Origin of the sequence: Nocardia sp. NPDC058499 (assembly GCF_042719915.1) — a bacterium.
GTDB lineage: Bacteria > Actinomycetota > Actinomycetes > Mycobacteriales > Mycobacteriaceae > Nocardia.
Genome location: NZ_JBHXMZ010000001.1, coordinates 908,178 through 921,001 on the forward strand (window position 1 = coordinate 908,178; position 12,824 = coordinate 921,001).

Consider the following 12,824-nt stretch of genomic DNA (forward strand, 5'->3'; position numbering starts at 1 on the left):
CGGGACAGCTCACCATTCGATCCCTCGCTGCCCCTTACGCCCCGCGTCCATCGGGTGGCGTACCTTCGTCATCTCGGTGACCAGGTCCGCGGCCTCGACCAAAGCCGCGGGGGCGTCCCGCCCGGTCACCACCACATGCTGGTGGCCGGACCGCTGCCGCAGAGTGTCCACGACCTCGTCCACATCGACCCACCCCCATTTCAACGGGTAGGTGAATTCGTCCAGCACATAGAAGCGGTGTTCCTCGGCCTGCAACCGGCGCGCGATCTCGCGCCACCCGGCCAGCGCGGCGGCGGCGTGATCGGTTTCGGTCCCGGCCTTACGACTCCACGACCAGCCCTCGCCCATCTTGTGCCACTGCACCGGCGCACCGGCACCGGTTTCCTCGTGCAACCGGCCCAGCTCACGGAAGACCGCCTCTTCCCCGACCTTCCATTTGGCGCTTTTCACGAACTGGAAGACCGCGATATCGAAGCCCTGGTTCCAGGCCCGCAACGCCATCCCGAACGCCGCGGTGGATTTCCCCTTACCCGGGCCGGTGTGGACGGCGAGCACCGGCTGATTACGCCGCTGGCGTGTGGTCAGCCCGTCGTCGGGCACATTTTCCGGCACCCCTTTGGGCATGTGATCTCCTCGGTCTCATCAGGATTTCGCAGTGGGTGGGCGGTATCGGTCACGCCGCCCGGGCGCCGGTCCCGGCCGCAGCACCCGCACGGACGGTGTCGGCGACTGCCGAACCGGTCAGCTCGCTCAACCGGACAACGGTGCCGCGCAATACCGCCGCCAGTTCGGCCGCCAGGCCGAGCCGCACCATGCCACGTTCGCAGTCGATGACGATCGAGGCGATACCGTCGCGCGCCAGCCGGGCCGCGCTCGCCCGGGCCCGCGGTACCGGGTCGGTTCCGCCGGTGGCCCGGCCGTCGGTGAGCAGTACCAGCATCGGCCGGCGGCGCGGATCGCGTACGCGTTCCCGGCGCACCACCTCGTGGGCTTTCCGCAGTCCCGCAGCGAGCGGGGTTTTCCCACCGGTACGCAGGCCGGCGAGGCGGCGTACCGCGATATCGGTCGACGAGGTCGGGGGCAGAACGAGTTCGGCAACGCTACCCCGCACCGCGATCACCGCGACCTTGTCGCGCCGCTGGTAGGCGTCGCGCAGCAGAGTGACAACCGCACCGGTCACCGCCGACAGCCGATCCCGGGCGGCCATGGAACCGGAGGTGTCCACCACGAACACCACCAGATTGCCTTCCCGCCCTTCTCGATAGGCGCCGCGCAGGTCGGGCGCGGCCAGCCGCAACGGCCCGGTCCGGCGGCCGCGCGCCCACTGCTGCGGAGCCGCGGCCTGCAGTGTGCCGAGCAGATGCAGGCCGCCGGTGAGATCGGGGAGCGTATTGACGACGCGGCCCTGCCGGGTGCGGGCGCGGGAGCGACGTCCGGGGGCGCCCTCTCCCAGCCCGGGAACTTCCCAGCGCGGTGGCCGCACCGGCGCCGCGACCGGGGTGGAGGCCTGTCCGCTACCCGCCGGGCCACCCGGTTTCCCCGGGTCCTCGCCGGATTCGGCGGCCGGCTGTCCGCCGCCCGGGCCGTCGGGATCGTCCTCCGGCTGCCCCGCACCGCCGCCGGGGCCGTCCGGGTCGTCGTCGGGCCGCTCTCCGCCGCCGGAGCTGTCTTCCGGCGACCCGGCATCCGATTCGCCGCGCTGCTCCTCGGGGGGTTCGGGCCGGTCGGCCTGGTCCGCGGCGTCATTCATCGCCTCGTCGAGCTGTTCTGGGGTGATCCCCGGTTCGTCGAACGGATCCCGGCGGCGCCGGTGCGGTAGCGCCAATTCGGCCGCGATCCGCACATCGTCCGCGGTGACGGCATCGCGACCGCACCAGGCGGCGTGGGCGGTGGCAGTGCGGGCGACCACCAGGTCCCCGCGCATCCCGTCCACATCGAAGGAGGCACAGACTGCCGCGATCCGGCGCAGTTCCACATCGTCGAGGGCGGTGCCGGGCAGCCGGTCGCGGGCGGTGAGGATCCGGTCGGCGATCTCGGCGTCCGCGGGCGCGTAGGCGGCCGCGAAACCGGCCGGATCGGCCTCGTAGTCCAGGCGCCGCCGCACCACGGACATCCGGACGTCCACGTCACGGGAGGCGGTCACGTCCACTGTGAGACCGAAGCGGTCCAGCAGCTGCGGACGCAGCTCGCCCTCCTCCGGGTTCATGGTGCCGACCAGCACGAACCGGGCGGGATGCGAATGGGAGACCCCGTCGCGTTCGATATGCACCCGGCCCATCGCCGCCGCGTCGAGCAGTACGTCGACCAGATGATCATGCAGGAGGTTGACCTCGTCCACGTACAGCACACCGTGATGGGCGGCGGCCAGCAGACCGGGCCGGAATGCCTGTTCGCCGTCGCGCAGCACGCGTTCCAGATCGAGCGATCCCACCACCCGGTCCTCGGTGGCGCCCACCGGTAGTTCCACCAGCCGGGCCGGCCGTGCACCCGATTCGTCCACCACCGGTGGCAGCAACCGCGCCAGTGCGCGTACCACCGTCGATTTCGCGGTCCCCTTCTCGCCGCGCACCAGCACACCGCCGATTCCCGGATGCACCGCGCACAAGATCAGCGCGAGCTGCAGCTGTTCCTGGCCGATCACGGCGGAGAACGGGAATCCGGCCTCACTCTCCCCGCCGGCAGCGGTACGAGTGCGGTGTGCGGGCCGGGCGATTTCGGTAGAGGACACGGCCCCACTCTAAGTCGTGCCGGATCACACCTCCGGCCTCCCCTGCCCTGGCTCTGCCGGTGCCGACAGCCGACACCGCCCAGTCGCGGCTCGTCCCGCCCCACCTCTCTCCGGAAGACGCCTCCCCGGGGGTAGCGAGCCCACCGGACACGGGCACGTTCCCGACGCCCCACCGCTACGGCGGGCACGGCGCAGACCGGGTTACCCGCGGCGCATCGGTACGTGCGCTACACCGTCCTCGATGAACTCCTCACCCGCGACCTCGAAACCGTGTTTGGTGTACAGGTCGATCAGGTAGGTCTGCGCGTTCAACCGGACCGTATGCGAACCGGTCTCGGCGAGCGCGGCCTGCAGCAGCCGGGTGGTGTATCCGTGCCCGCGGGCCTCCACGGCGGTGCAGAGACGTCCGATCCGGAAGGATTTCACTCCGTCGTCGTGCTCCTCGAGCAGCCGCAGGGTCGCGATGACCTCGCCCTCGTCGTCCAGCCACAGGTGCCGGGTCTCCGGCAGCAGATCCTGGCCGTCCAGTTCGGGGTACGCGCATTTCTGCTCGACGACGAACACTTCGACACGCAGCTTCAGCAGCTCGTACAGGGTGGCGGTATCGAGATCCTGCGCCCATGACCGTCGGAGTGCAACCGTTGACATCATCGCGCCTTGCTATCACACCTCGGCGCGAGATGCACGCGAATGCCCCCGGCCGGACGAATCCGGCATACAGCCGAGCACGAAAAGCCCACGGGACCGTGTCCCGTGGGCCGTGCCGAACGCTGGTGCGGACCCGGTCAGGCTCCGGCGGGCACCACCGCGTGCGCCCCGGTTCCGGTGAGTTGCAGGGCTTTCCCGGTCCAGTCCCAGACCTCCCCGAACAGCGCCTGGTTCTCGGAAAGTTTGACGCCGAGCGAGGGAACCATTTCCTTCAGCTTGGGCGTCCAGGACGCGTACTCGGTCGGGAAACACCGCTCCAGCACGTCCAGCATCGCGGTTACGCACGTCGAGGCACCCGGCGAGGCGCCCAGCAGACCCGCGATGGTCCCGTCCTGGGCGGCGATCACGGCGGTGCCGAGTTCGAGCACACCACCGGCACCCTTCCGCCGGATCGTCTGCACCCGCTGCCCGGCGGTGATGAGCTCCCAATCGCGGCTCTCGGCGCGCGGAATGAACTCCTCCATCGTGTACACCCGGCCGGCCTGCGATTTCATCAGCTCGGTGACCAGGTACTTCACCAGGCCCAGCTCGGTGACACCGACGCCCAGCATCGGGGCCAGGTTGCCCGGTTTGATGGATTTGAACAGGTCGGCATTGCTGCCGTCCTTGAGGAACTTCGGGGTCCAACCGGCGTAGGGACCGAACAGCAGGCCGGGCTTGCCGTTGATGACGCGGGTGTCCAGGTGCGGAACCGACATCGGCGGTGCGCCGACGGCGGCCTTGCCGTACACCTTGGCCTCGTGTCGGCCGACCAGTTCGGGGTTGGTGCAGCGCAGGAACTGGCCCGACACCGGGAATCCGGCGAACCCGCTGATTTCCTTGATCCCCGACTTCTGCAGCAGGGGCAGCGCCCCGCCACCGGCACCGACGAAGACGAACTTGCTGATCAGGGTGCGGCGGCGGCCGGTGCGGGTATTGCGCACCGTCACCTTCCAGCTGCCGTCGCGCTGTTTGCTCAGGTTCCGGACCTCGTTACCGAATGCGATCTCCCCGCCGGTGGCGCCGATATGGGCCAGCAACTCCTTGGTCAGCGAACCGAAGTTGATATCGGTGCCGCCGTCGGTCCAGTTGAGGGCGATCGGATCGGAGAAATCGCGTCCCCGGGCCATCAGCGGCAGCCGGCGGGCGAACTCGTCGGGGCTGTCGATGTACTCCATCCCGGCGAACAGCGGATGCCGGGCCAGCGCCTCGTAGCGTTTGCGCAGGTATTCGACATCGGCGGCGCCGTGGACGAAGCTCACGTGTGGGATGGGGTTGATGAACCGGGACGGATCGCCGAGGATTCCGTTCTCGACCGCGTAGGCCCAGAACTGCCGCGATACCTGGAACCGCTCGTTGATATCGACGGCCTTGCCGATATCGACCGAGCCGTCCGGTTTCTGCGGGCTGTAGTTGAGCTCGCACAGCGCGGAATGGCCGGTGCCGGCGTTGTTCCACGGGTCGCTGCTCTCGGCCGCGGCGGCATCCAGTCGTTCGAACACCGTGATCGACCAGTCCGGCTGCAGCTGACGCAGCAGCGCGCCGAGGGTGGCGCTCATGATGCCGGCACCGATGAGGACTACATCGGTCTTTTCAGTCTGGGCAACGTTCGGCACGGGTGTTCGACTTCCTTGTCCTGGTGCGCGGGGCACACATTCCCGACCGGGATGTGGTCCGCTGGGGCACGGGCGCATATGCAGTTGTTCACGGACGGCGACGAGTCTCTTCGGGCGCGGCCGAATGTAGGTTACCCGCCGTTCACTACTGCTAATTGTGCACCTCGACACGCGCGGAATCCGCAGCCAGGGCGGCGATTGTGACCTAGATTCCTCTCGGCCGGCGCCCCGAGCGGCGCCGTCACCGGAAGCCAGTGGCGCAATTAACACCGTCGCGGACAACCATTCGCGGGCCCGCACGGCCGGGAACGAACGCCGAGGTACGCCGGTCCCTGACCGGGTGTCGCCGCGGACCCGACGCCACCGACCGGATTGCCACCGACCGAACGGAGCGGCGGCGGAGGTGCGCCTAGATTGGAGCCGTGACGAACGAATCCCCGGCCGCCGGCAGCACGCTGAGACCGGCCGATACCTGGCAGCCGGATGTACTCGGTGACGGGTACGAATACCGCACATTGGACCTGGGGACCGACCCCGACGGCGAAGGCGAGATCGTCGCCACCCTGGTCCGCCATCTGCCCGATTCCGGCGCAACCGGCACGGTCGATTCCAGCGCCACCGGCACGGCCGCAGCCGTCCTGTACCTGCACGGGTTCACCGACTACTTCTTCCAGCGGCATGTGGCCGAGCATCTGACCGCGCGTGGTCACCGGTTCTACGCGCTGGATCTGCGAAAATGCGGCCGCTCGCTGCGCGCGAACCAGACCCCGCACTTCATCGGCGATCTCGCGCTCTACGACCGCGAACTCAATGAATCGCTCCGTCTGATCGCCGCGGAAACACAGGGCGAGGTCCTGGTCATGGGACATTCGACCGGCGGCCTGGTGGCGTCGCTGTGGCTGGATCGGCTGCAGCGCGCGGGTGGCACGGCGGCGGCCGGGATCAGCGGGCTGGTCCTGAACAGTCCCTGGTTCGATCTGCAGGGACCGGCGTATGTACGCACCGTCGGCACGCAGCTGATCAATACCGTGGGCCGGTTCCGGGCGAAGTCGGCGCTGCCGCTGAGCAAATCCAGTGCCTACGGCGACAGCCTGCACCACAGCGTCGCCGGCGAATGGGACTACGACCTGGACTGGAAGCCGCGGCAAGGTTTTCCGGTGCGGGCCGGGTGGTTGCGCGCGATTCGGCTGGGACAGGCGCGGCTGCACCGGGGCCTGGATATCGGTGTGCCCGCCCTGCTGTTGCGTTCCAAGCTCACGCAGTTCGCCCGCGAATACGGACCCGCCGTCGATGTGGCCGACGCGGTCCTGGATGTGGCCCAGATTCAGCGCTGGGCCGGCTGCCTGGGTGATCGCACGACCATCGTCCCGATCGACGGAGCCCGTCACGATGTCTTTCTGTCTGCCGAAGAGCCGCGTACGGAGGCTTTCCGGGAACTCGACAGCTGGCTGGACTGGCTCGCAACCTACCGCCCGGGCACATCCGCGTAACTGCCGTACCGGCACCGGCCGGGCGTCACCACATACTGGTGCGCAACACGATCTCGGTGGCGAATTCCTGGTCCGCTTCGGCGGCCACATTGTCGACATCGAGATCCACCACCCGGAACTCGCCGTACACGTGACGTCCGGAGCTGTCGGCGACCGAACGCGGTAGCCCTTTGGTCACCAGGACGGTGGTCGGCAGTTCGACGGCCGGGCACCCGGCCTCCAGGACCGCGCCGGATTCGTCGGGGACGGCCGGATGCCCGCGATCGGCGACGATCAGGCTCACGAACCGCCCGAACCCCTTCGCGCAGACCTGCCACGCCACACTGGCGCCCGCCCCCCGTCCTGCGACATTCGCCCAGGGCACCCCGAGATCGTCCAGGACCGCGTAGACACCGGTGAGGTCCAGGCCGGTGACGGTTTCGAACACGATGGTCCGCAGATCGGAACTGTGCAGCCGGGCGCATACCCGGTCGTAGACCTCCGGCGGATCGCCGGAGTCGGGGAACAGCAGCACACTGTGCTGGGTCACCGGACCGTCCACCCGCACCGTCCAGTCCCGGTCACCGACCGCGATGCGCCGAGATTCCATGACGCTTGACGCTACACCGCCCACCGGCGCCGTTGGAGTACTCCCCGTAAAGAGCGCGAGGATCGTGACGCGTGATCTCACAGCGATCTCGGGCCGTACACCGCCCGCAATCAGCTGATTCGCGAAAGTGCACCCATTGCGGATTCGACGACCGGCAGGTCGGCCGGCACCCCCTCGGCCAGGAGTCGCTCCAGCCGGGAGACGTCCAGGTTTTCGGCGACGAGGTCGGCGAGGAGGTCGAGCTGCGCGGCCCGTACCGCGGCCACCCGTGTCCCGGGGGCGACGGTGAAACCGGTCCGTCCGGCCGCTCGCGCTACCTGGGTCAGCCAGGTCCGGCGGAATTCGTCGGATTCGAGGAGACCGTGCAGATGCGTACCCCATACGGCCCCGCGCACGGCGCCCTCGGCCGACGGCTCGGCGGCGGCCGTATCGGTGAGCTCACCACCCGTGCCGGGGGCGGTCCGGCCGGTGACGTGCAGCCACGGTGTCTCGGCGGTACGCCGGATCCGGCCGTGATGGATCTCATAACCGCCCGCCACGACCCCCGCCGTACCCGCCGGTTCCCCATCCCGCGGCGTCGGCGCCCCCACGGCGGCGGTCCGGCACAACACCTTCTCGGGTGCGAACTCGACTTCCATATCCAGCAGCCCCAGCCCGTCGACCGCACCGGCCGCGGATTCCACCGGATCGAGAATGCGGTGCGCGAGCATCTGATAGCCGCCGCAGATCCCGAGTACCGGACGGCCGGCGCCTGCACGCCGCCGCAGCTCCTCGGCGATCCCGGTACGGCGCAACCAGTCCAGATCATCGACCGTGGCTTTGCTCCCGGGTACTACCACCAGATCGGCGGCCACGAGCTGGGACACTTCGGTCACCCAGCGGACCGCGACCCCCGGTTCGCAGGCCAGTGCCTCCACATCCGTCGAGTTGGAGATCCGGGGCAGCCGGACTGCGGCCACGCTGAGCCATTCACCGCCGACAGCCGGCCCGGGACGACCGATCTGTGCCCCGGAGACGCTGCCCAGCGAATCCTCGGCATCGAGCCAGAGATCCTCCCGGTACGGCAGCACACCGAGCGTGGGCCGGCCGGTCAGGGCCGCCAACTGGTCCAGACCGGGCCGCAGCAGATCCACGTCGCCGCGGAACTTGTTGATCACGAATCCGGCGATCAGCCGCTGATCCTCGGGGTCGAGGACGGCCAGGGTGCCGAACAGATGCGCCAGCACCCCGCCGCGGTCGATATCGCCGATCACCAGCACCGGCAGTTCGGCCGCCCGCGCCAGCCCCATATTCGCCAGATCGGTGGCCCGCAGATTGATCTCGGCGGGTGATCCCGCTCCTTCGCAGATCACCACATCGAATTCCGCCCGCAGCGCCGCGAGCTCGGCGGCCACCACCGCCCGCAGGCGGGTGCGATGGGTGATGTAGTCCGCGGCGCTCACGGTATCGGTGACCCGTCCGCGCACCACCAGTTGCGACCGCCGGTCGCTGCCGGGTTTCAGCAGGACCGGGTTGAATCGCACACTCGGTTCGAGCCCGCAGGCCTGCGCCTGCAGCGCCTGGGCCCGGCCGATCTCGCCGCCGTCCAGGGTGACGACGGAATTGTTCGACATGTTCTGGGCTTTGAACGGCGCCACCCGCACCCCGCGGCGGCGCAGCATCCGGCAGATCCCGGCGACCAGCACGCTCTTGCCGGCGTCGGAGGTGGTCCCGGCGACCAGCAGCGCCGGGCCGGGGGCGCTCACGGCAGCGTCAGGATTTCGGTTCCGGTATCGGTGACGACCAGTGTGTGCTCGAACTGCGCCGTCCACTTACGGTCCCTGGTGACTACGGTCCAGCCGTCGTCCCAGATGTCGTAGTCGATACCGCCCAGGTTGATCATCGGTTCGATGGTGAAGGTCATCCCGGGTTCGATGACGGAGTCGACGGCGGGCTGGTCGTAGTGCAGGATCACCAGGCCGCTGTGGAAGGTGGGCCCGACCCCGTGCCCGGTGAAATCGCGGACCACGCCGTAGCCGAAGCGGTTGGCATAGGACTCGATCACCCGGCCGATCACATTGAGCGCCCGGCCGGGACGCACCGCCTTGATCGCCCGCAGGGTGGCCTCTTCGGTGCGCTCCACCAGGAGTTTCACCTCCTCGTCCACGTCGCCGGCGAGGAAGGTCGCATTGGTATCGCCGTGCACTCCATGGATGTAGGCGGTGACGTCGATATTGACGATATCGCCGTCCTCGACCACGGTGCTGTCGGGGATTCCGTGGCAGATCACCTCGTTGAGCGAGGTGCAGCACGATTTGGGGAACCCCTTGTAACCGAGGGTGGAGGGGTAGGCCCCGTGATCGCACATGTATTCGTGCGCGATCCGGTCCAGCTCGTCGGTGGTGACCCCCGGCGCGACCGCTTTGCCGGCCTCGGCCAGGGCCTGCGCGGCGATCTTGCCGGCGATCCGCATCTTCTCGATGGTCTCGGGTGTCTGCACCCACGGTTCGGAGCCTTCGCGGGCCGTTTCCTTCCACACGTACTCCGGGCGTTCGATGGCGCGGGGAACCTCGCGTATCGGGGTGGGGGTTCCGGGGAGCAACGGCTGACGGGTACGCACGGACATGGTTCAAGAGTAGTCGGCGCCGGCCGACGGGTCGCCGGGAACGTTCCCGGCCGCACGCCGCCACCGCAGGAGCCTCCGCTCAGCGGGCCCGGCCGCCCGTACGGACCTCGAAGGCCACCCGGTCACCGCGGTAGAGCGCGGCCACCCGTTCGATCGGCCGGCCCTGGGTATCGATGCCGCGCCGGACCACCCGGAACAACGGCACCGCGGGCCGGCACCGGAGCAGCCCGGCCTCCCGGGGCGCGGCGAGGACGGTTTCGATCCGTTCGGTGGCGCCCGCGTATTCCACGCCCGAATCGCCGATGGTCGTCGCGAGCGAACTCAGCGGGTCGAATGCCGCGCGCAGCCAGCCGAACCGGTCCAGCGACAGGTCGATACGTTCCAGCGCGATCGGGTCACCGTCGGCGAAGAGCAGCCGTTCGAGGGTCATGATGGGGGTACGCGGCGCCAGGTCGAGATCACGCGCGACCTCGGCGTCGGCGATACCGTCCTCCCAGGACAGCAACCGGCGCACCACTCCGGCGGCCTCTTCCCCGGCGGATTCGGGGGCCAGGGGCCGGACGACCTTCGGCCGGGCCAGTACCGTGCCGCGGCCCTGCCTGCGGATACGGCCTTCGACGGCGAGGTCGCGCAGGGCGTGGCGGACGGTTTCGCGCGCGACGCCGAACCGTCCCGCCAGTTCGCGTTCGGCGGGCACCCGGTCGCCGGGGCGTAGCTCGTCGAGCATCGTGTCGATTTCGGCGCGTACCCGATAGACCTTCGACAGTGCCACGCCGCCGGGCGCCCGCACCTGGGTACGGAGGTCTTCCGGCGCCGATACGGTTGCGACGCCCTCCGTGTGAATCATGGCAGAACCTACCTCCAATTGACCTACACCACCCGGGTAACCGAGTATTCGCCACCGACTCACCGTCGGGTCTAGGCCATTCGACATTTCGCGGCGGTTCCCGGACCCACCGCGAGGGGTTTCGCGTTCATCGGACTGGACAGCCGAGCGGTCCGCTGCGCCCTGCTACTGGACCGGTAACCGGCGGCGGCCACCGGCCACCTCGGCGATCAAATCCGTGTACCCGTCCACGAGTTCGGCCAGGTGGTACCAGTGCCGGTGGGTGCGGTCACTGCGCACACCGTCGGCTTCGATGGCCTGATTCGCCGCGACCCAGCTGTGCGCCATGCGATCGATCACCGCACCCAGACTTTCGGTGTGCAGCGAGGCGCCGTGGCGGTGCTGCGGCATCTTGCGGACAATCCAGTCGTTGATATCGTTCACGAGTTCGCTTCGGCGGCCGTCTATTTCGGCTATCTCCGCCAAATCCCGGACATGCGCCCGGCGCTTGTGCAGTTCGACGAGCGCAGTTGCGAAACGTAGCAGCACCCGGTCCTGGGCCCGCCGCCCTTGAAAGGCGCACAGCAACTGTGGCGCTGTCGGCAGGGTCCCCAGCGTGGGCGCACTCATCTGCACCCCTCGGACTCACCCGGCACCATCACACTCTGTACCAACATGATCGACTCTCGATTCGGTAATCCCGGACATCGGATCGTTGCTCACAACAAGGCTAGCTGGATCATGCTCTTACAGATGTAAGAACACAAGACTTCGGTATGCAATGTTGCGAACAGCGTTGTGCGCAAGCCTAACGATCCGCTTCCCGGAAGCTCATCGCGGTCCCACCGAAAATGCTTACCCGCCAACCTTGTTCCCGCCGGCGGCCCGAATCCGCGCCGCGCCGAACGATACCCGCCGACACCGCGTTACCAGTCGGGACAACGCGTTACGCGACCACATCGCAACCGTGCCGAGACCTATCCGCGCCACACTCCCGGCACCATACGCATCCCTATGGTGCCCGCATGCAGGCCCCCGGCCGTGGCGACCACCGGCAAGGCCTCCACGAACCCCGCGCTGTCCCAGACCGTTCCGCGCATACACAGTCCGGCGTTGCGGAGTCGCGCGGAGATACCGCCACACACACCTATGAAAGATTGCCACCCATTTGCCGACTCCGCCGGAAATTGTCTGCTCCCGAAGGCTTCCGCCGGCAGGTACCGCCTGCACGACACTGCCGATCACCTCGCTTCCGGCCGCTCGTTATGGTGGCAGCACCACAGGGCATGCGGCCGCCGCGAACCGGGGCCACCGCCCATCGGATATGGCACTGTCGAAAGGGATGACATGGCAGGCAAACGCACCGTCCTCACGGCGGGGTTGCGCCGGCTCTCGGTGCTGTTGCTGGAGATGCGCGAAGACGCCGAGCTCAGCAAAGAGGAGGTCAGCGCCCGCACCGGGATCAACGTGACCACCCTGTACCGGATCGAAACCGCCCAGGCCCGGCCGCAGCGCCGCACGCTGATGACGATGCTGGACCTCTACGGTATCGACGCGGAGCGGCGCCAGGACGCACTGGAACTACTCTCCGACGCACAGAAGCCGGGAATGTCGCGGCCGTACGAGGCCAGCCTCTCGGAGGTCTATGCCGCGTACATCAATTTCGAATCGGTGGCGCTGTCTGCCCGGCACTACCAGACCTCGTTCATTCCCGGACTGCTGCAAACCGAGCAGTACGCCACGGCGGTGATCGACACGTACATGCCGAAGCTGGAGGCCTCCGACCTGGAACGCCGGGCGCGGGCCCGGATGGACCGGGCAGCGGTGCTGGCGAAGGACGAACCACTCGAACTGTGGGTCGTGCTGGACGAGGCCGCCATCCGCCGCGTCGTCGGCGGCCCGGAGGTCATGAGCGGCCAGTTACGGCGACTGTGCGAGGCGACCAAACGCAAGAACGTGATCCTGCAGATCCTGCCGTTCGACGCGGGCGCGCACCCGGGTATGGCCGGATCCTTCACGATCCTCGACTTCCCGGATCCCAGCGACCCCGAATTGGTCTATGTCGAGCGCATTTCCGGTGACGAACTGATCGAAGGCCATTCCGAGATCCGCCGCTTCGGTGTCATGTTCGACCAACTGCGCGCGATGGCATTGAGCCCCCGGGATTCCGCGGTGATGATCGCCGAGGCCGCCGAATCCATGAGCTGAGGCGGACATTTCGCGCGATTCGGCGCGGTACGGGCATCGCGGGCCCGGTGAACGGGTATACAAGGCGCATCTGTC

At 68.4% G+C, this 12,824-nt stretch carries 11 protein-coding genes; 2 read left to right on the plus strand and 9 right to left on the minus strand.

All coding sequences use genetic code 11. The annotated features are described in order from the left end of the window. Positions 1–9 precede the first annotated feature (9 nt). The 4 genes from cobO to mqo all read right to left on the minus strand — a co-directional run bounded on the left by cobO (position 10) and on the right by mqo (position 5,031). Complete coding sequence (gene cobO, locus ACFWPH_RS04205; protein ID WP_378748012.1) at positions 10–624, minus strand: cob(I)yrinic acid a,c-diamide adenosyltransferase; 615 nt, start codon at positions 622–624, stop codon at positions 10–12. Between the two features lie 49 nt (positions 625–673). Further along, positions 674–2,713, minus strand: a complete 2,040-nt coding sequence (locus ACFWPH_RS04210) for a VWA domain-containing protein (protein ID WP_378748241.1) — start codon at positions 2,711–2,713, stop codon at positions 674–676. 216 nt (positions 2,714–2,929) lie between these two features. Further along, entirely contained in the window at positions 2,930–3,379 is a 450-nt protein-coding gene (locus ACFWPH_RS04215; protein ID WP_033241405.1) for a GNAT family N-acetyltransferase, read from the minus strand. 134 nt (positions 3,380–3,513) lie between these two features. Further along, positions 3,514–5,031, minus strand: a complete 1,518-nt coding sequence (gene mqo, locus ACFWPH_RS04220; protein ID WP_378748013.1) for a malate dehydrogenase (quinone) — start codon at positions 5,029–5,031, stop codon at positions 3,514–3,516. 422 nt (positions 5,032–5,453) lie between these two features. Between mqo and ACFWPH_RS04225 the strand changes: the two genes are divergently transcribed. Then, positions 5,454–6,521: an alpha/beta hydrolase gene (locus ACFWPH_RS04225; protein ID WP_378748015.1), complete on the plus strand. Its 1,068-nt coding sequence runs from the start codon at positions 5,454–5,456 to the stop codon at positions 6,519–6,521. 25 nt (positions 6,522–6,546) lie between these two features. Here ACFWPH_RS04225 and ACFWPH_RS04230 read toward each other — a convergent pair whose 3' ends face one another. The 5 genes from ACFWPH_RS04230 to ACFWPH_RS04250 form a co-directional block, all read right to left on the minus strand. Next, the gene (locus ACFWPH_RS04230; protein WP_378748016.1) at positions 6,547–7,110 is read right to left on the minus strand and encodes an alpha/beta hydrolase; all 564 of its coding nucleotides are present in this window, start codon (positions 7,108–7,110) and stop codon (positions 6,547–6,549) included. 110 nt (positions 7,111–7,220) lie between these two features. After that, complete coding sequence (locus ACFWPH_RS04235) at positions 7,221–8,855, minus strand: cobyric acid synthase (RefSeq protein ID WP_378748018.1); 1,635 nt, start codon at positions 8,853–8,855, stop codon at positions 7,221–7,223. Then, positions 8,852–9,715 carry a type I methionyl aminopeptidase gene (gene map / locus ACFWPH_RS04240; protein ID WP_378748019.1) on the minus strand — a complete coding sequence of 288 codons (864 nt, stop codon included), beginning with the start codon at positions 9,713–9,715 and terminating at the stop codon, positions 8,852–8,854. Before map ends, ACFWPH_RS04235 begins: the two co-directional genes overlap by 4 nt. Before the next feature lie 79 nt (positions 9,716–9,794). After that, positions 9,795–10,562, minus strand: a complete 768-nt coding sequence (locus ACFWPH_RS04245) for a GntR family transcriptional regulator (RefSeq protein WP_378748020.1) — start codon at positions 10,560–10,562, stop codon at positions 9,795–9,797. A gap of 165 nt (positions 10,563–10,727) precedes the next feature. Beyond that, on the minus strand, positions 10,728–11,087 hold the full coding sequence (locus ACFWPH_RS04250; protein WP_280419092.1) for a DUF4254 domain-containing protein: 360 nt from the start codon (positions 11,085–11,087) through the stop codon (positions 10,728–10,730). 801 nt (positions 11,088–11,888) lie between these two features. On the opposite strand from ACFWPH_RS04250, the gene ACFWPH_RS04255 reads away from it, so the two are divergent. Further along, complete coding sequence (locus tag ACFWPH_RS04255; protein ID WP_280419074.1) at positions 11,889–12,749, plus strand: helix-turn-helix transcriptional regulator; 861 nt, start codon at positions 11,889–11,891, stop codon at positions 12,747–12,749. The last annotated feature ends 75 nt before the right edge of the window (positions 12,750–12,824 follow it).